Source organism: Saccharopolyspora griseoalba, from assembly GCF_042665275.1.
GTDB classification, from domain to species: Bacteria; Actinomycetota; Actinomycetes; order Mycobacteriales; family Pseudonocardiaceae; genus Saccharopolyspora; species Saccharopolyspora griseoalba.
This window is the reverse complement of record NZ_JBHTCJ010000012.1, coordinates 170,004-189,724: the sequence shown is the minus strand read 5'-3', so window position 1 is coordinate 189,724 and position 19,721 is coordinate 170,004. Positions and strand designations below refer to the sequence as shown.

Below are 19,721 nucleotides of genomic sequence, written 5' to 3'. Positions count from 1 at the left end.
CGCGTCGCCCGCGATCCGCGAAAGCGCCTCCGCCGGGTGTCGCGTCGCGAGATTGCGGGCGCTCAGGGCTGCTGGTCCTTCGGGCTCAGCACGGTGACCACGCTGGAGTCGTCGGAGTCGCCGAGGCCCGCGCGTTCACCGAGCAGGTACAGCTGCTGGGCGGTGGCCGCCAGCGGGGTCGGGACGTGCGCCTGCTTGGCGATGTCGGTGACGATCCCCATGTCCTTGACGAAGATGTCGAGCCGGGAGCGGACCTCGGCGCCCTGGTCGTAGGCCTCGACCATGCGGGGGCCGCGGTCGGAGAGCATGAACGAGCCGGCAGCGCCCTTGCTCAGCGCGTCGATCACGGTCGCGGGGTCGAGGCCGAGCGCTCGGGCCATGGCCACGGCCTCGGCCGCCGCGGCGATGTGCACGCCGGCGAGCAGCTGGTTGATGGCCTTGAGGCCCTGCGCGTCGCCGGGCTCATGGCCGATCTCGGTCAGCGTCGACGCCAGCCGGTCGAGCGCGGGCCGGGCGACGCCGAGGGCGTGCTCGGTCCCGCTGAGGACGATCAGCAGATCGCCTGCGCCCGCGCGGGCGGGGCCACCGCTGACCGGGGCGTCGACCAGGTGCGCGTCGAGTTCGGCGAGCCGCGCGGCGGTGGAGCGGGCGGCTTCGGGCCCCACGGTGCTGGTGAGCACCACGACGGCTCCGGGCCGCAGCGCGGCCGCGGCGCCGTCCGGGCCGAACAGCGCGTCTTCGACCTGCTGCTGGTCGCGCACGGCCAGCAGCACGACGTCGGCGTTCTCCACGGCCTTCGCGGGAGTGCTCGCCTCGGCGGCGCCGCTCTCGACGAGCCGGGCGCGGCGCGCGGCGTCGATGTCGAACACCGTCACGGGGAACTCGGCGGCGAGGTGGGCGGCCATGGGCAGCCCCATGGCGCCCAGACCGAGGACGGCGATGCGGGAGGCGTCAGGCATTGATCTCGTTCCGTTCTGCGCTGAGGAGTTCGATCGTTCGGGCAGCGGTGTCGGCGACCGCTTGGCGCGCCGCGGCCCAGGTGTCGACGACGTCGGCACCTGGGAGGGCGGTGGGCAGCTGTTCGGCGGTGGCCCGCAGGTACGCGCGGCGGAGCTCGGCGTTGACGTTGACCTTGGCCACACCCCGGTCCAGGGCCCCGAGCAGCTGTTCGGCGGGCAGGCCGCTGGCGCCGTGCAGTACCAGCGGCACCGGGGTGATCTCGTGGATGGCCGCGAGCCGGTCGAGGTCGAGCTCCACGGGCCGGTCGGTGAACCCGTGCACGTTGCCGACCGCGACGGCGAGGGCGTCGACGCCGGTGGCGGCGACGAACTCGGCGGCCTGCCGCGGATCGGTCATCGCGCCCGCCCGGGCGGCGGTGGAGACGTCCTCGTCCCCGGCGATGGCGCCGAGCTCGGCCTCCGCCCACGCGCCCGCGTCGTGCGCCCGCCGCACCGCGGAGCGGGTGAGCGCGATGTTGTCCGGCAGGGGCAGGTGCGAGCCGTCGATCATCACCGAGGTGTAGCCGGCTTCGAGGCAGGCGGTGATCTCGTCGAGGTCGCGGCTGTGATCCAGGTGCACGCCGATCTCGGCGGACGAGGCCGTTGCGGCCGAGACCGCCAGCTGCGCCAGCAGGTCGCGTCCGGCGTGCCGGAACGCGCTGGCGCCGGCCTGCAGCAGCACGGGTCGACCGCTCCGCTCGGCCGCGGCGACGACGGCTTGGACGGTCTCCAGGTTGTAGGCGACGAACCCGGGCAGCGCCCGGCCCGCGCTCGCGGCCTCGGTCAGCGCACCCGTTCCGCGGAGCAGCATCAGCGCCCCCGCAGCGACGAGACGACCTCGGCCAGCGAGCCCCGGTCGCCGACGTTGCCCGGGAAGACCACGTACGGCACGCCGGCGAACTCGCCGGACACCGGCTCCCACAGCGAGACGATCCCCGGCAGCATCGTGCCGCGCACCACCGCCCGGCGGACGTCCAGGCCGTCGGTGGCGATGTCGCTGGAGGTGATGCCGCCCTTGGCGACGACGAAGGCCGGGCGGTGCGCGCGCACGGTCGCGCGCACGGTGTCGACCAGGCCGGCGGACACGGCGCGGGCGATGGCCAGGCTGGCGTCCGGATCGGACCCGGTTACCGGCGTTCGGCTGGTGCGGATCACCACGTCGGCTCCCGACATCGCCTCCGCCGCGGCGCGGGAGACCTCCGCGACGTGGTCGTCCCGAGCCGACGGTTCGAGCAGGGCCGCCACGTCGAGCTCCAGCTCGGTGATGCCGCCGAGCTCGCGGAGGCCGTCCAGCTGCCCGGTGGTCAGGCCGACGTGCGAGCCGACGGCGATCAACCCGTGCCCGTCGGCGGCGCCCATCGCGCGCAGCGCCTCGACGTCCAGCGGTGGTGATCCCGCCTGGCCCGCGCGGGAGCGGACGAAGGCCGGGCCGACCCGGTAGAGCAGCCGCTTGCCGGCCTCCTCGGCGCGCAGCAGCGCCAGCGCCAGCACGCGCAGGTCGTCGTCGCCCGCGGCGTCCACCACGACCGGCTGCCGGTCGCGCGCGGTGCCGAGGAGTTCGGCGACCCGCTCGGGGCCGCCCTCGCGGAGGTCGGCGAGGGTGACCGGCAGGACCTGGTCGGCGGCCGCGCGACCACCGGTCTTCTCCTCGACCCACTCCCGCAGGTCCGAGCTGCGGTAGCCGAACGTGGCGTCCTCGGCGAACTCGGTCCGGCCCGCCGGGAGCATCCCGTCGGCGGTGCGCGCCCAGTGCACCGAGTCGATGGTGAAGCGCCCCGCGCTCGGGAAGGCGGGCACGATGACCACGCCGTCGACGGGCTTGCCGCGCCGCGCCAGCTCCTCGGCCAGCACGTCGGTCTCCCGCGGGAAGTGACCGCGCAGCGTCGAGTCGCTCCGGCTGGCCACCACGAAGTCGACCTGCTCGGCTTCCGCGGCCTGCGCCAGCGCGTCGATCACCTCCCGGTTGCGGGCCTCGGCGTCGGCGACGGACAGGCTGCGGGTGTTGGTGAGCACGAAGAACGCGTTGCCCGGCCGGGTCAGCGCCCAGCGCAGGTCGTCGACGCTCCAGGTGGTCAGCACCGGCAGATCGGCGACGGTCTGGGTGCCGGTCGGGTCGTCGTCGAGCACGACCAGGCACGGACCGCCCGCCACGCGATCGGCGGCCTCGGCCGGGTCCACCGCGCGGACCGCGGGCAGCCCGGTCAGGAGCTGCTCGACCGGAATCGGTTGCGACTGGGAGAAATCGGACATGCTGCTGCTTCCTGTGGGAATGCGTCGGGCGCCGCTGGGGCGGCTACGGGGTCAGCGGTCGAGCACGTGCGCGCGGAGGTCCTCGGCGGTTTGCACCATGTGGTCCTCCATCGCCCGGCGCGCGACCGCGGGGTCGCCGGACTCGAGCGCGCGCAGGATCTCGGCGTGGTGCGCGAGGGCGTTCGCCCGGATCTCGGGCACCGCCGAGGTCTCCCGGCGCCCTTCGACCAGCAAGCGGCCGAACGGCTCGAACATCAGCGGGATGAACGCGTTCCCGCTGGCGCGCATGATCGCGTCGTGGAAGGCGACGTCGGCTTCCACGAAGCGCTCCACATCGTCGGACTCGACCGCCTCGCGCATGTCCTGCAGCAGGTCCCGCAACTGCGCCAGGTCTCCGGAGGTGCACTTGCCCGCCGCCAGCTCCACGGCCCCGATCTCGATCAACCGCCGAGCTTCGATGAGGCTCTCCGAGATCGCCCCGCTCGATCGCGGTGCGGCCGCCGCGGCCCGGATCATCGGGTCCAGCGCGGTCCACACCGCCGGCGGGTTCACGTAGGTGCCCCTACCGCGGTGGATGCGCACGATGTTGGCCACGCGCAGCTGCTTGATCGCCTCCCGCACGGTGAGGCGGCTGACCGAGTGCTGCTCGGCGAGCTCGCTCTCCGGCGGGAGCGCGCTGCCGGGCGCGCACGTGCCATCGATGATCGCGTTGAGCAGCTGCTCGGCGACCTGATCGGACAGCGACATCGCTGCGTCCCTCCTAGGTCAGACGTCAGATGTCTGATGCCGGAGGAGACTAGGGTCTCGACGCCGCGCCGTCAACGGTGCCGGCCCCGCACCGCACCACCGCGGGTGCCACCGCGCTGCGACCCACGGGTAGACTCCCTCCCCGCTCCGGCGAGCTTGACCAGCGCGAACGCTGCCGCCGAGGCCATCAGCAACGCCGACAGCCCGGGAACCGCAGCGCACGCGGGCGCCGCGATCAACGCGCAGCAACCGTTCCCCCACCACGCCGCGCCGACACCACCACGGAGACCTTTCCGCATCACCAGCGCCGCGCCGGTTCTCGGCGTCGAGGTCCTCGCCGCGCTGGCCGGGCCGACGACCACCGCAGCGCGCGAGGACCGGCCGCGACCACTCGGCACGGCAGCCGGGACCAGCGCACCCCGCGTCCCGGCGGGCCGGAGCACCCTTCTTCCAACCAGCTCACGGAGTTGAACGATTGTCTGATTCACCCACCGGGTCACCGGATCACCGGCGACCCGGCGCCGTCCTGTACGTCTCGCTCGCCCTGGCGATCGCGATCGTGGTGTGGGGAGCCGCCGCGGGCGGGTCCCTGTCCTGGGCGGGCTCGGCGGCGCTCGACGGGATCACCCGCGGGTTCGGCTGGGCCTACCTGCTGGTCTCGCTCGGTTTCCTGGCGTTCCTGGCCTTCCTGGCGTGCAGCCGGTACGGGCGGTTGCGCCTCGGCCGCGACGACGAGCGACCCGCGTTCGGCAGGCCCACCTGGTACGCGATGATCCTCTCGGCCGTGATGGGGATCGGCCTGATCTCCTACGGCGTCGCCGAACCGATCGCCCACCTCGCCGAGCCCCCGCACGGCCTGGCCGCACCGGGAACACCCGATGCCGCGGTCACCGCGATGCAGTTCTCGTTCTTCGACTGGGGCTTGCACGCCTGGGGCATCTTCGCCGTGGTCGGGCTGGCGATGTCCTGGTCGATGTTCCGCCGCGGACGTCCGGGCCTGGTCAGCGCGCTGTTCCGGCCGCTGCTGGGCAACCGCGTCGACGGACCCGCCGGCGGGGCGATCGACGTGTTCGCGATCCTGGCGACGCTGTTCGGCACCACGACCTCGCTCGGGTTGGGCGCCCTGCAGATCAACGGCGGTTTCACCGCCCTGTTCGGCCTCCCCGACTCGCGCCCCGTGCAGTTCGCGATCATCGGGGTCATCACCCTGCTGTTCACCGCCTCCGCGCTGACCGGAGTCGCCCGCGGCATCCGGTTCCTCTCCGAGAGCAGCATGGGACTGGGCGCGCTGCTCCTGGTCTTCGTGCTCGTCGTCGGCCCGACCACCTACCTGGTGGACCTCTACGTGCAGTCGGTCGGCCGCTACCTCAGCGAGCTGGTGTCGGCGAGCCTGATCACCCCGGCGGGCGGTGATCTCGGCTTCATGCAGTCCTGGACCTACTTCATGCTCGCCTGGTGGCTGTCCTGGGCCGCCTTCGTCGGGGTGTTCCTGGCCCGGATCTCGCGGGGGCGCACGATCCGCGAGTTCGTCGCGGGAGTGCTCCTCGTGCCCAGCGCGGTGTTCTCCATCTGGTTCACCGCCTTCGGCGGCACCGCGATCCACAGCGACCTGGCGGGCACCACCCGCATCGCCGCGGCGGCCGCCGCCGACGAGAACTCGGCGTTCTTCGCCACGCTGCAGTCGCTGCCGCTGCCGACGGTCACCTCGGTCGCCACGATCGTGCTCGTCGTGCTGTTCTTCATCTCGGGCGCCGACGCCAACACCTTCGTGCTCAGCATGCTCACCAGCCGCGGCATAGAGAACCCCCCGTCGTGGGTGCTCGCGCTGTGGGGCGTGGTGACCGGTGCCGCGGCGATCGCGCTGCTGGCCGCCGGCGGGTTGGAATCGCTGCAGCAGATGGTGATCGTCAGCTCGGCGCCGTTCCTGCTCGTCCTCGTCGGGGTCGCCGTCGGCCTGTGGAAGGACCTGAGCGCCGAACCCGTCCTGGACGCCGCTCCCCCGCCCGGGGACGAGGAGCGCACCGAGGATCGAGCAGCGGAGCTCGAACGAGCGATGTGATCCGGCCCCTCGTCCAGCCGACCGGACAGCACGAGGGGGTCTCCGCGGGTTCGCACCCCGCGGAAACCCCCTCGTCGCGCCCGGGAGCGCCGCGAGCGGCCGGGCACCGCTCAGCGCGGCGCGGCCGCTGCTCCCCGGCGTGGGACCAAGGGCTCGCGGAGCGCGTCAGTCGAGTCCACGTTGGACCGTGTGGCCGTCCTCGGCCAGGAACCGGTCGAAGACGTCGGACGCGACGCGGCGTCGGAGCTCGTCGTCGGTCGACCGATCCCGGCGCTTCCGGCTCCCAGCTCCGCGACGCACCAGCTCCTCCTGCTCGCCCTCGGCCATCGCCGCCTCCTGTCGGGTTCAAGCGTTCTCGAATTCAACGTGCGCGGCCTGCGTCGGGATCGGCCGCCGCCACTTCGAACGCGCCGCTCATCCCGCCGGTGCGCGCTCGGCGACCACGCGGTGCACGAGGCGCGCAGCGGTGCGGGCGGTTCGGCCGTCGACGTCCAGCCGGGGGTTGAGCTCGGCGACGTCGCACAGCGCGAGCTTGCCGCTGGCGGCGACCTTGGCGCACGCGTGCTCGACGATCTCGACCGGGACGCCGAAGGCCGCCGGAGCGCTCACGCCCGGGGCCACGCCCGCGGGCAGGACGTCCAGGTCGATGGTGAGGTGGACGAGGTCGCAGGTGGCGAGGAAGTCGTCCAGGAAGCCGTCGACCACCGGGCGGTCGAGCGCACCGCACCGGTCGTCGGTGAGGTAGCGGACGCCGAGCGAATCCGCCGTGGCGAACAGGCCCGCGGTGTTGCTCGGCTGGCTGATCCCGAGGACCGCGTAGTCGAAGTAGGCTCCCCTGGCGCGCTCCTGCTCGGCCATCTGCCGGAACGGGGTTCCCGAGCTCGGGACCTCGTCGGAGCGCAGGTCGAAGTGCGCGTCGAGGTTGAGCACCCCGATGCGCGCTCCGCGCTGCGCGCGCTGCGAGCCCGCCAGCCCGAGGTAGCTGCCGAAGGCCACCTCGTGACCGCCGCCGAGCACCACCGGGAACTGACCGGCGTCGAGCAGCGCGGTCACCCGTCCCCCGAGCTCGCGCTGGCCCTCCTCCAAGTCCTGGCCGACGACCTCGACGTCGCCGGCGTCGAAGGCTCGGAGCGGCGCCGACAGCGCCATCGAGGCGAGCGCGCCGCGCAGCGCCCCCGGGCCTTCCGCCGCGCCCTGGCGTCCCTTGTTGCGGCGGACTCCCTCGTCGCTGCGGAAACCCACGAAGGCGCAAGCACCGGGGCCGGTGCTCCCCTCCCACCGTTCGACGACGTGGTGCCAGCGGACGTTCTCGGCGCCGGGGCCGTCGTCGCGACCGGTCCACTCCGGAAGCGACCTGCTCGCGGTGGCCTGCATGGTGAGTTCTCCGTTCCGTGATCGCGTTGCGGGGGTGCGCGTCCGGGCGGGCGCCGTTGACCGCCCGGACGCGCGGCTCATCAGCTGCCCAGCTCCGGGATCTGGATCCCGCGGTCCCGGGCCACCGCGGTGGCGTGCTCGTAGCCGGCGTCGGTGTGGCGCAGCACGCCCATCGCCGGGTCGTTGGTCAGCACCCGTTCGAGCTTCTGCGCGGCGAGTTCGGACCCGTCGGCGATGCAGACCTGCCCGGCGTGGATGGACCGGCCCATGCCGACGCCGCCGCCGTGGTGCAGGGACACCCAGGACGCGCCGGAGGAGGTGTTGACCAGCGCGTTGAGCAGCGGCCAGTCGGCGATCGCATCGGATCCGTCGGCCATCGACTCGGTTTCGCGGTACGGCGAGGCCACCGAACCCGAGTCGAGGTGGTCGCGGCCGATCGCGACCGGGGCCGAGAGCTCGCCGGAGGCGACCATCTCGTTGAACTTCAGCCCGGCGCGGTGGCGCTCGCCGTAGCCCAGCCAGCAGATCCGCGCGGGCAGCCCCTCGAACTGGACCCGCTCGCCCGCCATGGTGATCCACCGGCGCAGGTGCTCGTTCTCCGGGAACAGCTCCACGATCGCCTTGTCGGTGGCGGCGATGTCGGCGGGATCGCCGGACAGCGCCGCCCAGCGGAACGGCCCGAGGCCCTCCTCGAACAGCGGCCGGATGTGCGCGGGCACGAATCCCGGGAAGTCGAAGGCCCGGTCGAACCCGCCCTTGCGGGCCTCGTCGCGGATCGAGTTGCCGTAGTCGAAGACCTCAGCGCCGGCGTCGAGGAAGCCGACCATCGCCTCGACGTGGCGCGCCATGCTGGCGCGGGCCCGCTCGGTGAACGCGGCCGGGTCCGCCTCGGCCTGCGCCTGCCAGTCGTCGAGCTCGACGCCGATCGGCAGGTAGGACAGCGGGTCGTGCGCCGAGGTCTGGTCGGTGACGATGTCGATGGGCGCGTTCATCGCCAGCAGCTGCGGGAAGATCTCGGCGGCGTTGCCGCGCAGGCCGATCGACAGCGGCTCGCGGGCGTCGCGGGCGCGCTCGGCCAGTTCGAGGGCGTGCGCCACGTCGTCGGCCTCGACGTCGAGGTAGCGGTGGTCGATGCGCCGCCGGATTCGGTGGGGGTCGCAGTCCACGCAGATCGCGACGCCCTCGTTCATCGTCACGGCGAGCGGCTGCGCACCGCCCATGCCGCCGAGGCCAGCGGTGAGCGTGATCGTGCCCGCGAGGCTGCCGCCGAACTTCTTGCGCGCGACCGCGCCGAAGGTCTCGTAGGTGCCCTGCAGGATTCCCTGGCTTCCGATGTAGATCCAGGACCCCGCGGTCATCTGCCCGTACATGGTCAGGCCGGCGGCTTCGAGCTCGCGGAACTCCTCCCAGTTGGCCCAGTCGCCCACCAGGTTCGAGTTGGCGATCAGCACCCGAGGCGCCCACTCGTGGGTGCGCAGCACGCCCACCGGCTTGCCGGACTGCACCAGCAGGGTCTGGTCGTCCTCCAGCAACCGCAGCGCCCCGACGATCCCGTCGTAGGCCTCCCAGCTGCGCGCCGCCTTGCCGGTTCCGCCGTAGACGACGAGGGAGTCCGGGTTCTCGGCCACCTCGGGGTCGAGGTTGTTCATCAACATCCGCAGCGCGCCCTCCTGCTGCCACCCTCGGCAGCTGGGGGTCGTGCCGCGGGGAGCGCTGACGGGCCGGGCACCAGAGGCGGGGTAATCGCTGGTCATAACGGAATCTCCGGAATCGGGCAACGGGTTGACGAAGGCCATGACATCCCGGTGCGAGGTCGGCGGCCAAGGCCGAGCGGCGACATTCTCGGATCCGAGACGCCTTCGCCCCGCCGGCCGCGACCCGCCTTGAACTGCGCCCGTTCCGTCCCGGATAAACTGCTCGTCTGCTCCAGGTGCGATCGACGAACGGGACGGTGATCTGCGTGGCCATCGACGCACGCGATTTCGCCGCGCTGTTCGGCGCGATCCGCCGCGAATCGGGTCCGGCCTACCGCCGCCTCAAGGACGTCATCACCGAGCAGATCGGCACCGGGCGCTGGCCGGAGGGCGAGATGCTGCCCTCGGAGAACCAGCTGGTGCACTCGCTCGGCCTGTCGCGCATGACGATCAACCGGGCGCTGCGCGAGCTCAGCACCGAGGGAGCCCTGGTGCGGATGCCGGGCGTGGGGACCTTCGTGGCCGAGCGCAAGAGCAGCTCGGCGCTCTACGGGGTGCGCAACATCGCCGAGGAGGTGACCCGCCGCGGGCGCGAGCACCGAACCGACGTGGTGTTCGTCCGCGAGGAGCCCGCCGACCCGCGAGCGCACCGGCTCTTCGGCATCGCCGCGGGCAGCCCGATCTTCCACTCGCTGGTGGTCCACTTCGAGGACGACATCGCGATCCAGCTGGAGGACCGCCACGTCCACCCGGAGCTGGCGCCCGAATACCTCCAGCAGGACTTCACCGAGCGCACGCCCAACGACTACCTCTCCCGGATAGCTCCGATGGGCAAGGGCGAGCACATCGTCGAGGCCGTGCTGGGCACCGCGGAGGACTGCGCGCTGCTCGGCATCGACGAGTCCGCCCCGTGCCTGCTGATCCACCGCCGGACATGGTCGGAGGGGCAGCTGGTCAGCGCGGCGCGCCTGCTGCACCCCGGCTCGCGGTTCCGGCTGGAGGGCACCTTCGACGGCATGTGACCGCTTCCGCGCGGAGGGTCACGCGCTCGTCGCCGCGAGCGGCGCGCGTCCGGAGAGGCTGAGCGTGAGCTTGGTCGCACCCCTGCGCAGCACCTCGCCGACCTCGCCCGGATCGCGGTCCCCGAAGTGCCGCGACCAGGTGGTGCTGAACGCGGCGACGGGCCTGCCGCCGTGGTCGTGGGCGGCCACGCCGACCGAGCGCAGCCCCTCCGAGACGAGCTCGACCTCCTCCGACCAGCCCCGGCTGCGGTCCCGGTCGAGGATCCTGCGCAGGTCGCGCAGGCAGCGGGGACCGTTGCCGGTGCGCGTGACGAACGAGCCGGGGCGGGAGAACAGCGCCTCCAGCTGGGCGTCCGAGCTGTCCGCCAGGATCGCCCTGCCGCTGGCGGTGAGCTGCGCCGGGAGGCGGACGCCGACGTCGGTGATCAGCGGCACGTCCGCGGACGGGTGCGCCGCTGGGCGCTCCTTGAGCAGGTAAACCGTCTCGGCACCGTGCAGGATGCCGAGGTGGACCGTCTGGCCGAGGTTGCGGGCGAGCCGCTGCAGGATCGGCTGGGCGAGCCGTTCCAGCGGTTCCTGGCGCAGGTAGGCGGACCCGATCTCGAACGAGGACACGCCCAGCCCGTAGGCCTTCTCGCTCGGCACGTACACGACGAACCCGCGGTCCTCCAGGACCGACAGGATGTGGTACACCGACGACCGCGGAAGTTCCAGGTCACGGGCCAGCGCCGAGGCGCGGACCGGACCCGGCCGCTGGGCCAGCCGGACGAGGATGTCCAGCGCGCGCCCCACCGCCGGCGAAGCGCTCGATTCCTTGCCCACGGATTTCATGTCACCCCCTTGACGGAATGTATATACAGCACTATACCTATCGCGTCGTTCGTGAGCGTGTCGCACGGCACAAGCCGACGGAATCGCTCCGGATGCCCCCAACCCCGGCCGCCAGCGAAGGGAACAATGACGTTCCCAAGGGAGGACAAGGTGAAAGAACGCACGGCGGCGCTGAGTCGAGGCCTCAACGCACGGCACATCCGCTTCATCGCGCTCGGCTCGGCGATCGGCACCGGGCTGTTCTACGGATCGTCGGAATCCATCAGCCAGGCCGGCCCCTCGGTGCTGCTGGCCTACCTGATCGGTGGCGCGGCGGTGTTCATGGTGCTGCGCGCGCTCGGCGAGATGGCCGTCGACGACCCGGTCCCCGGGTCGTTCGGCGAGTACGCGAGCAGGCATCTCGGTCGCCTGCCCGGCTTCCTGACCGGGTGGACCTACGCGTTCGAGATGATCATCGTCTGCATCGCCGACGTCACGGCGCTGGGCGTCTACATGGGATTCTGGTTCCCGGACGTGCCCAGGTGGATCTGGGTGCTGGCCACCCTGTTCATCATCGGCGCGGCGAACCTGCTCAGCGTCAAGGTGTTCGGCGAGCTCGAGTTCTGGTTCTCGATCGCCAAGGTCGGCGCGATCATCGCGATGATCCTCGGCGGCGTCGCCGTCCTGGTCTTCGGGTTCAGCGGTGATCACGCGACCGGGGTGAGCAACCTCTGGTCCCACGGCGGGTTCTTCCCGATGGGCGCGGAGGGATTCGTGCTGTCGTTCGCGGTGGTGATGTTCGCCTTCGGCGGCACCGAGATCATCGGCGTCAGCGCGGGCGAGGCGGCCGAACCGCACAAGACGATCCCGCGCGCGGTCAACACGGTGCCGGTGCGGGTGCTGCTGTTCTACGTGCTGACCCTCGCGGTGATCATGTCCATCGCGCCGTGGCAGTCGATCGGTTCCTCCGGAAGCCCCTTCGTGCAGATCTTCGAGGGCCTGGGGTTGAGCTCGGCGGCCGCCGTGCTCAACGTCGTGGTGATCACCGCCGCGCTCTCGGCGATCAACAGCGACATCTTCGGCGCGGGGCGGATGCTCTACGGGATGGCGCAGCGCGGACAGGCCCCGCAGGTCATGCGCAGCGTGTCGCGCAACGGCGTGCCGTGGATGACCGTGGTCATCATGACCGGCGCCCTGCTGGTCGGCGTGGTGCTCAACTACGCCATGCCGGAGAACGTCTTCGAGGTCATCGCCTCGATCGCGACCTTCGCCACCGTGTGGGTCTGGTTGATGATCGTGCTCTCGCAGTACCGGGCGCGGCGCGCGATGAGCGCCGAGAAGGTGGCCTCGCTGCGCTTCCCGGTGCCGCTGTGGCCCTACGCCCAGATCGCCACGATCGCGTTCCTGATCTTCGTGTTCGCGGTGCTGGCCTTCTCGGCCGACACGCGGGTCGCGCTCTACGTCGGCGCGGCCTGGATCGGCCTGATGTCGGTGCTGTACCTGGTCCGCGTCCGCCGGAGCGCCGAAGCCCGCGAGACCGCTGCTCGGGACCAGGACGAGCTCGAAGAGCCCTCCGAACTCCCCGCTCGGTGATCGCGTCGGTGGTGGGCGCCCGACCGCCCACCACCGACCCGGTCGCCCACCCGCCCGGGACGCCTCGCCGCCCGCACGGGGCGCCCGCGCACCCGCCCGGAACCCCTGCGGCGCCGGAAGTTCACCGGCGCCGGTCCACCAGAGAGAAGGAAGTCGCACATGACCACGCAGGAAACGACCGCAGCAGCCGACCGGAAGGCCACCGTCGTGGTGGGCGTCGGAGCGGTCAGCGTCGCCGACGTGGTGCACGTCGCGCGCGCCGGCGCCGCGGTCGAGCTCTCCGGCGAAGCGCTGGAGGCGATCGCCACCAGCCGCGAGCGGATCGAGCGCCTGGCCGAGGAGCCCAAGCCCGTCTACGGCGTCTCCACCGGCTTCGGCGCCCTGGCCACCCGGCACATCCCGGTCGAGCTGCGCCAGCAGCTGCAGAAGAGCCTGGTGCGCTCGCACGCCGCCGGCAGCGGCCCGGAGGTCGAGCGGGAGGTCATCCGCGCGCTGATGCTGCTGCGGTTGTCCACCTTGGCCACCGGCCGCACCGGTGTCCGCCCCGAGGTGGCCGAGGCCTACGCCGCGCTGCTGACCGCGGGCATCACCCCGGTCGTCCACGAGTACGGCAGCCTCGGCTGCTCCGGCGACCTCGCGCCGCTCGCGCACGTCGCGCTGGCGCTGATGGGCGAGGGCACCGTCCGCGACGCCGAAGGCCGCTCGATGCCCGCCGCCGAAGCCCTCGCCGCCGCGGGCATCACCCCGGTCGAGCTCGCCGAGAAGGAGGGGCTCGCGCTGATCAACGGCACCGACGGCATGCTCGGCCAGCTCGTGCTGGCCTGCCACGACCTGCGGAACCTGCTGAAGCTGGCCGACATCACCGCGGCGATGAGCGTGGAGGCCCAGCTGGGCACCGATCGCGTCTTCGCCGACGACCTGCAGCAGCTGCGCCCGCACAGCGGTCAGGCCAGCGCCGCGGCCAACATGCGGCGAGTGCTGGCCGATTCCGGAATCGTGGCCAGCCACGCCGGCCCGGACTGCACCCGCGTCCAGGACGCCTACTCCTTGCGCTGCGCTCCCCAGGTGGCCGGCGGTGCCCGCGACACCCTCGCCCACGCCGAGTCGGTCGCGGCCACCGAGCTCGCCAGCGCCGTGGACAACCCGGTGGTCACCCCGGACGGCCGCGTGGAGTCCAACGGCAACTTCCACGGCGCCCCGGTGGCCTACGTGCTGGACTTCCTGGCCATCGTCGCGGCCGACCTGGCCAGCATCAGCGAGCGCCGCACCGACCGGTTCCTGGACCCCGCCCGCAACCACGGCCTCACCCCGTTCCTGGCCGACGATCCCGGCGTCGACAGCGGCCACATGATCGCCCAGTACACCCAGGCGGCGATCGTCTCCGAGCTCAAGCGGCTCGCGGCCCCGGCCAGCGCCGACTCTATCCCCTCCTCGGCGATGCAGGAGGACCACGTCTCGATGGGCTGGTCCGGCGCGCGCAAGCTGCGCCGCGCCGTCGACGGGCTGACCCGGGTGCTGGCGGTCGAAGCGCTCACCGCCGCCCGGGCGCTGGACCTGCGCGCCCCGCTGCAGCCCTCCCCCGCCAGCGCGGCCGTCCGCGACCGCATCCGCGAGGAGGTCGCGGGGCCGGGAACCGACCGCCACCTCGCGCCGGAGATCGAGTCGGCCGTCGAGCTGTGCCGCACCGGCGCGCTGGTCACCGCCGCGGAGGAGGCCATCGGCGAGCTGGCCTGACCCGGGACGAGCGACGAGGGCTCCGGTCGGATCGCGTCCGACCGGAGCCCTCTCGTTCGCTCAGCGCTCGCGGGCCGCAGCCGCGGGGCGTCCCGCGGCACCGCTCGGCTTCACGGGGCCGAGGGCGCTGCGGGCTGCCGCGTCGAGGTCGGCGATGAGATCGTCCGGGTCCTCGAGACCGATCGACAACCGCAGCAGATCGGCCCCCGGGCGGGCCGCCGCCGGTACGGGCCGGTGCGTCAGCGCCGCCGGGTGCTGGATCAGCGAGTCGACCCCTCCCAGCGAGACCGCGGGCGTGAACAGCTGCACCGCGCCGGCGATCCCGACGGCCCGCTCGTACCCGCCGGCCACCTGCAGGGCCAGCATCGCGCCGGGACCCCTCTGCTGCCTGCCGATCAGCCCGGCGCGGTCCTGCTCGGGATCACCGGGGTAGAACACCCGGCTCACCCACGGCTGGGTCTGCGCCCAGGCCGCGACCTTCTTGGCGGCTTCCTGCTGCGCGCGGATCCGCAGCGGCAGGGTGGCCAGCCCGCGGTGCAGCAGGTAGCCGGCCAGCGGGTTCAGCAGGGCGCCGGTGACCACCCGAACCCGGCGGATCGCCTCCGCGCGGGCCGCGTCGGCGGCGACCACCCCGCCCACCACGTCCCCGTGCCCGCCCAGGTACTTCGTGGCGCTGTGCAGCACGAACGCCGCTCCGTGCTGAGCGGGGTTCTGCAGCACCGGGGTCGCGAAGGTGTTGTCCACCAGCACCGGGCAGCCCGACGCGGCGGTCACGACCGCCTCGATGTCGACCAGCTGGAGCGTGGGGTTGGCCGGGGTCTCGACGACGACCAGGCAGGTGTCCTCGCGCACCGCTGCCGAGACCTCCCCGGCCGCGCAGTAGCTGACCTCGACGTCGAGCAGCCCGGAGGCCAGCAGGTGGTCGGTGCCGCCGTAGAGCGGGCGGACCGCCACCACGTGGCGCCCGCCGCTGAGCTCCTTGGCGGCCAGGACCGCGGCGGTCATGGCGGCCATCCCGGAGGAGAAGGCAACGGCCTCGGCGGTGCCCTCCAGCTGGGCGAGCGCGGACTCGAACCGCGCCACGGTCGGGTTCCACAGGCGGGCGTAGACGAAGCCCCCGTCGTCGGTGGGATGCCCGCCGTTCGCCATCGATTCGTAGGACGTGCCGCCGCTCTCGACGTCGGGCACGGGGTTGGTGGAGGAGAAGTCCAGCGGCGGTACGTGGACGCCGAGCTTCGCGAGGTCTTCGCGGCCGGCGTGCACGGCCGTCGAATCGAACGAGCGTGTCGAAGACATGCGAGCATGGTGCAATGATGTGCGGTGCGGCGGAACAGAGACCGAAGATTCCTTCGCCGCAGCCGACGACCCGCGAGGATCGTGGAGGGTGATGCTCGATGAGCGGATCGCGACCGAGGAATCCGCGGAGCTCGCCGGGGCGCGCGGGCTGGGAGGCGACCGCGGCGGACGAGCCGTCGACCGTCCGGCTCGACGGCACCGACCTCGCGATCCTCGCCGAGCTCGTCGCCGACGGCAGGATCACCAACAGCGCGCTCGCCCACCGCGTCGGCGTGGCCGAATCGACCTGCATCAACCGGGTGCGGACGTTGCGCGAGCGCGGCGTCGTCACCGGCGTGCACGCCCACCTCGACCCGGCCGCGCTGGCGCTGCCGATGCAGGCGGTGATCAAGGTGCGGCTGGGCAGCCACAGCCGCGAGCACGTGCGCGGTTTCCACGACACCCTGGAGGACATCCCGGGCGTCCTGACCGCCTTCCACCTGGCGGGCGCGGACGACTACCTGCTGCACGTCGCCGTGCGCTCGGCCGAGGCGCTGCGCGATCTGGTCCTGGAGCACATCACCGTCCACCCGGCGGTCCGGCACGCCGAAACGCACCTGGTCTTCGAAGTGATCCCCGGAACGGGACCGCTGCCGAACCCCAGGAGAACCCCGCCCGACCGACGCTAGCCGGCGACTGCGGGCCAGGCACGACGGTCCGCCCGCTAGTCCCCTTTTCATCAGAAGTCCCGTGACCACCGGGGCGTTCAGGGGACTTCTGATGGAACGAGGGCAGGTTCTCAGGTCTCGCGCAGCTGGCGGCGCAGGATCTTGCCGGTGACGGTCTTGGGGAGCTCGTCGCGGATCTCGATCGCCCTCGGGTACTTGTAGGCGGCGAGGCGCTGCTTGCAGAACTCGATCAGCTCCTCCTCCGACGCGCTCGCGTCCGGCTTGAGGGAGACGAACGCCTTCACCGTCTCCCCCCGGTAGGGGTCCACGGCACCGACGACGGCGGCCTCGCGCACGGCTTCGTGCTCGTAGAGCACGTCCTCGACCTCGCGCGGCCAGACCTTGTACCCGGAGGCGTTGATCTGGTCCTTCTTGCGGTCGACGATGTAGAACCAGCCGTCGGCGTCCATGAAGCCCACGTCGCCGGTGTGGAAGCGCCCGCCCGGCATGGCGTGCGCGGTCTCCTCCGGCTTGTTCCAGTACCCGATCGCGACCTGCGGCCCCTCGGTGACGATCTCGCCGATCTCGCCGACCGGCAGCTCCTGGTCGTCCTCGCCGACGATGCGCACCACCGTGCTGGGCACGGGCACGCCGACCGCCACCGCACCGGAGGCCGGGTCCACCGGCGCTTCGCGGGAGAAGGGCACCGCGTGCGAGGGGCTGTTGGTCTCGGTGAGCCCGTACCCGTTGTGGATGTAGTGGCCGAACTTGTCCTGGAAGGCGCGGATCGCCGCCTGCGGGATCGGCGCTCCCCCGGAGTACACGCTGCGCAGCCCGGCGAGCTGCTCGCGCGTCACCTCCGGGGTGTTGGACCAGGCGATGAACACGGTGATCGATCCGATGGTGAACGTGACGCCGTGCTCGGCGATGGCCTCGGCGGCCACGACCGGATCGAACCGGTAGGTCAGCACCAGCGGCACCGGCACCAGCAGCGCCACCGCGAGGTGCCCGATCAGCCCGGTGATGTGGAACAGCGGCGCCACCCCGTAGATCGCGTCGCCCTCGCGCACGGGCATCCAGTCCCGGTAGACCTGCGCGTTGAAAACCACGTTGCCGTGGGTGTTCTCCGAGCCCTTGGGCGGCCCGGTGGTGCCCGAGGTGTAGGGCAGCATCGCGACGTCGTCCGGACCGGGGTGCACCGGGTCCGGCTGCTGCCCGCGGTGCTGCTCGATCAACTCCGCCATGTCCAGCGGACCTTCCGGGCGGGCGCGCTGCCCGCTGCCGAAGATCCGCTCGTCGTGGCGGGTTTGGTGCTCCAGCTCGGAGGTGGTGATCACGTGCTCGACGGGCGTTCCCGGGCGCGCGCCCTCGACCACCGAGTGCAGGGAGTCCAAGCAGACCACGACCTTGGCACCGCTGTCGGCCAGCACCGTGGAGAGCTCGCGCTCCCGGTACATCGGGTTGGCGGGCACCACGATCCCGCCCGCCTTCCAGGCCGCCAGCGCCGCGATCACGAACTGCGGCACGTTCTGCAGGAACAGCGCGAGGCGATCGCCGGCGGCGAAGCCGCGTTCGGCCAGCGCGACCGCCAGCGCACCGGAGAGCTCGTCGAGCTCGGACATCGTGATCACGCCGTCGAAGTACTTGATCACCGGTGCGTCGGGCGCGCGGCACAGCGCCGCGGTGAACATCTCCAGCACGCTGTCGTGCTCGCGGCTGATCTCGGCAGGCACTTCCGGGTCGTAGAGGGCCAGCCACGGACGCTCGTCGTAGGCACTCATCGGCTCGGCGCTCCTCACTCGGCGGGTTCGAAGTACCGGCGCGGGTTGTCCACCATCATCGTGGTGATCTGCTCCTCGCTGACGCCCCGCTCGCGCAGCGCGGGCAGCACGTCCCGGTGGATGTGCAGGTAGTGCCAGTTCGGCGCGGCCTGCGCCAACATCTCCTGGCTCGCCTCGCCGGAGAAGAAGTCCATGTAGCAGGCGGCGTCGTGGCTGAGCACGATCCGGTCGGCGTAGCCCTGGGCGCAGAGCTCGGCGATAGTGCGCACGCGCTCGGCCGTCGGGTTGAACATGTCCAGCCCGAACCGGTCGCAGCCGATCGTCGCGCCCTGGTCCATGATCCACTTCAGGTAGTCCTGATCGTTGCTGTCGCCCGCGTGACCGATGACCACCTTGCTCAGGTCCACGCCGCGCTCCCGGTAGAACTCCAGCGCCAGCCGGCCGGTCTGGTGGGCGGCGTTGGTGTGCACCGTGATCGGCAGGCCCGTCTCCTGGTGCGTCTCGCAGATCGCCGCCTGCACCCGGCTCTGGTCCTCGGTGAGCCCCCGCTCCTCGACCACGCACTTGAGCAGCCCGGCGCGCACGCCGGTGCCCGCGATGCCCTCGCGGATGTCCCGCACGAACATCTCGGTCATCAGCTCCGGTCCGCCGAGCAGCGTGCCCGGACCCCGGTAGTGGAAGAAGTGCGGGATGGAGTCGAAGGTGTACAGGCCGGTCGCGGCCACGATGTTGATGTCGACCTCGGCGTTCACCCGCTCGATGCGGGGGATGTAGCGGCCGAGCCCGACCACCGTCGGATCCACGATCGTGTCGACGCCGGCGCGCTCGAGCTCGCGGAGCTTGTGCACCGCGTCGGCGACCCGCTCCTCCTCGTCCCACCACTGATCGCCGTAGTTCTGCATGACGTCGGGGGTCAGCACGAACACGTGCTCGTGCATCAACGTCGTCCCCAGCTGCCCGACGTCGACCGGTCCGCGCACCGTCTGGACGTCCACCATCACCCGCTCCTCACGCTGTGGCACACACCACGCGAAGCGTGCCACAGTGGCACAAATCTCAGCAATGTCCCGCCGTAGGCTCCCGATCATGGCCGATTCCGCGCAGCCCCGCGCCGCGAACCTGCGACTCGGCGCCGCCCTGACCCGCCGGGCGGTGGTCGAGGCGGCGAACCGCGCCTACCTGGCCGGCGAGCCGATCGACATGTCGGCGCTGGCCACCGACCTCGGGATCGGCCGCTCCACGCTCTACCGGCTGGTCGGCAACCGCGAAGACCTGCTCAGCACCGTGCTCGCCGAGGCGACCGAACGCACCTTCCGCAGGGCCGCGGCCGGAACCACCGCGGCCGGGGGCACCGAGCTCGTGCTCGACGTGCTCGACCGGTTCATGCGGGCCGTGGTCGAAGCCGAACCCCTCCAGGCGCTGTGCCGGCGCGAACCCCTGGTCTTCATCCGCCTCGCCCTGCAGCCCGGACCCATCGAGCAGACCTCGGCGAGCTTGGTCGCCGAGATCATCGACACCGAGTCCGCGGCCGGCCGGATGCGGCCGCCGGTACCGCCCGAGGTCCTGGGCCAGGCGATCATCCGGATGTGCGACGCGCACCTCTACGCCCCGCTGCTGGGACGCACCGAGCCGGAGATCCGCACCGCCCTCGACCTCGTGGCCGCCCTGCTCGGGCATCGGCCCGAACCGTGACCGGCCGCGGCGGGCGCCGGCCCG

Annotated in this window: 17 protein-coding genes; 6 read left to right on the top strand and 11 right to left on the bottom strand. The window is 72.3% G+C overall.

Annotation, left to right across the window (positions count from 1 at the left end):
* Positions 1 to 62 precede the first annotated feature (62 nt).
* The 4 genes from ACFQRI_RS21515 to ACFQRI_RS21500 are packed head-to-tail and all read right to left on the bottom strand — an operon-like array spanning position 63 to position 3,995.
* On the bottom strand, positions 63 to 959 hold the full coding sequence (locus ACFQRI_RS21515) for an NAD(P)-dependent oxidoreductase (RefSeq protein WP_380671432.1): 897 nt from the start codon (positions 957 to 959) through the stop codon (positions 63 to 65).
* Positions 952 to 1,809 carry a class II fructose-bisphosphate aldolase gene (locus tag ACFQRI_RS21510; RefSeq protein WP_380671430.1) on the bottom strand — a complete coding sequence of 286 codons (858 nt, stop codon included), beginning with the start codon at positions 1,807 to 1,809 and terminating at the stop codon, positions 952 to 954. The genes ACFQRI_RS21515 and ACFQRI_RS21510 overlap by 8 nt, the downstream gene beginning before the upstream one ends.
* Positions 1,809 to 3,248 (bottom strand): four-carbon acid sugar kinase family protein, encoded by a 1,440-nt coding sequence (locus ACFQRI_RS21505; protein WP_380671428.1) that lies wholly within the window; start codon positions 3,246 to 3,248, stop codon positions 1,809 to 1,811. Before ACFQRI_RS21505 ends, ACFQRI_RS21510 begins: the two co-directional genes overlap by 1 nt.
* A gap of 51 nt (positions 3,249 to 3,299) precedes the next feature.
* Positions 3,300 to 3,995, bottom strand: coding sequence for a FadR/GntR family transcriptional regulator (locus tag ACFQRI_RS21500; RefSeq protein WP_380671426.1), 696 nt, complete (start codon positions 3,993 to 3,995; stop codon positions 3,300 to 3,302).
* A gap of 475 nt (positions 3,996 to 4,470) precedes the next feature.
* Between ACFQRI_RS21500 and ACFQRI_RS21495 the strand changes: the two genes are divergently transcribed.
* Positions 4,471 to 6,054: a BCCT family transporter gene (locus tag ACFQRI_RS21495; RefSeq protein WP_380671424.1), complete on the top strand. Its 1,584-nt coding sequence runs from the start codon at positions 4,471 to 4,473 to the stop codon at positions 6,052 to 6,054.
* Positions 6,055 to 6,219: 165 nt separating this feature from the next.
* Here ACFQRI_RS21495 and ACFQRI_RS21490 read toward each other — a convergent pair whose 3' ends face one another.
* The 3 genes from ACFQRI_RS21490 to hutU all read right to left on the bottom strand — a co-directional run bounded on the left by ACFQRI_RS21490 (position 6,220) and on the right by hutU (position 9,182).
* A complete protein-coding gene (locus tag ACFQRI_RS21490) occupies positions 6,220 to 6,381 on the bottom strand; it encodes a hypothetical protein (RefSeq protein WP_380671422.1) in 162 nt (53 codons plus the stop codon).
* 87 nt (positions 6,382 to 6,468) lie between these two features.
* A complete protein-coding gene (gene hutG / locus ACFQRI_RS21485; protein WP_380671420.1) occupies positions 6,469 to 7,428 on the bottom strand; it encodes a formimidoylglutamase in 960 nt (319 codons plus the stop codon).
* Positions 7,429 to 7,508: 80 nt separating this feature from the next.
* Complete coding sequence (gene hutU / locus ACFQRI_RS21480) at positions 7,509 to 9,182, bottom strand: urocanate hydratase (protein WP_380671418.1); 1,674 nt, start codon at positions 9,180 to 9,182, stop codon at positions 7,509 to 7,511.
* Positions 9,183 to 9,388: 206 nt separating this feature from the next.
* Between hutU and hutC the strand changes: the two genes are divergently transcribed.
* Complete coding sequence (gene hutC / locus ACFQRI_RS21475; protein ID WP_380671416.1) at positions 9,389 to 10,144, top strand: histidine utilization repressor; 756 nt, start codon at positions 9,389 to 9,391, stop codon at positions 10,142 to 10,144.
* Between the two features lie 18 nt (positions 10,145 to 10,162).
* Here the strand turns inward: hutC and ACFQRI_RS21470 are convergent, their stop codons facing one another.
* Entirely contained in the window at positions 10,163 to 10,966 is an 804-nt protein-coding gene (locus ACFQRI_RS21470; RefSeq protein ID WP_380671414.1) for an IclR family transcriptional regulator, read from the bottom strand.
* A gap of 159 nt (positions 10,967 to 11,125) precedes the next feature.
* Here ACFQRI_RS21470 and ACFQRI_RS21465 point away from each other — a divergent pair, with 159 nt between their 5' ends.
* Together ACFQRI_RS21465 and hutH are read left to right on the top strand one after the other, a co-directional pair.
* Entirely contained in the window at positions 11,126 to 12,547 is a 1,422-nt protein-coding gene (locus tag ACFQRI_RS21465) for an amino acid permease (RefSeq protein WP_380671412.1), read from the top strand.
* Between the two features lie 159 nt (positions 12,548 to 12,706).
* Positions 12,707 to 14,281 (top strand): histidine ammonia-lyase, encoded by a 1,575-nt coding sequence (hutH, locus tag ACFQRI_RS21460; RefSeq protein WP_380671410.1) that lies wholly within the window; start codon positions 12,707 to 12,709, stop codon positions 14,279 to 14,281.
* Between the two features lie 60 nt (positions 14,282 to 14,341).
* On the opposite strand, the gene ACFQRI_RS21455 is transcribed toward hutH, so the two are convergent.
* Positions 14,342 to 15,577 carry a trans-sulfuration enzyme family protein gene (locus tag ACFQRI_RS21455; RefSeq protein ID WP_380671408.1) on the bottom strand — a complete coding sequence of 412 codons (1,236 nt, stop codon included), beginning with the start codon at positions 15,575 to 15,577 and terminating at the stop codon, positions 14,342 to 14,344.
* Between the two features lie 98 nt (positions 15,578 to 15,675).
* Between ACFQRI_RS21455 and ACFQRI_RS21450 the strand changes: the two genes are divergently transcribed.
* Positions 15,676 to 16,245, top strand: coding sequence for an Lrp/AsnC family transcriptional regulator (locus ACFQRI_RS21450; protein WP_380671406.1), 570 nt, complete (start codon positions 15,676 to 15,678; stop codon positions 16,243 to 16,245).
* 110 nt (positions 16,246 to 16,355) lie between these two features.
* Here the strand turns inward: ACFQRI_RS21450 and ACFQRI_RS21445 are convergent, their stop codons facing one another.
* Both ACFQRI_RS21445 and ACFQRI_RS21440 read right to left on the bottom strand, forming a co-directional pair.
* Complete coding sequence (locus ACFQRI_RS21445) at positions 16,356 to 18,005, bottom strand: AMP-binding protein (RefSeq protein WP_380671404.1); 1,650 nt, start codon at positions 18,003 to 18,005, stop codon at positions 16,356 to 16,358.
* A 14-nt stretch (positions 18,006 to 18,019) separates the two neighbouring features.
* Complete coding sequence (locus ACFQRI_RS21440) at positions 18,020 to 19,003, bottom strand: phosphotriesterase family protein (protein WP_380671402.1); 984 nt, start codon at positions 19,001 to 19,003, stop codon at positions 18,020 to 18,022.
* Between the two features lie 88 nt (positions 19,004 to 19,091).
* Here ACFQRI_RS21440 and ACFQRI_RS21435 point away from each other — a divergent pair, with 88 nt between their 5' ends.
* Positions 19,092 to 19,697 (top strand): QsdR family transcriptional regulator, encoded by a 606-nt coding sequence (locus tag ACFQRI_RS21435; RefSeq protein WP_380671400.1) that lies wholly within the window; start codon positions 19,092 to 19,094, stop codon positions 19,695 to 19,697.
* Positions 19,698 to 19,721 lie beyond the last annotated feature (24 nt).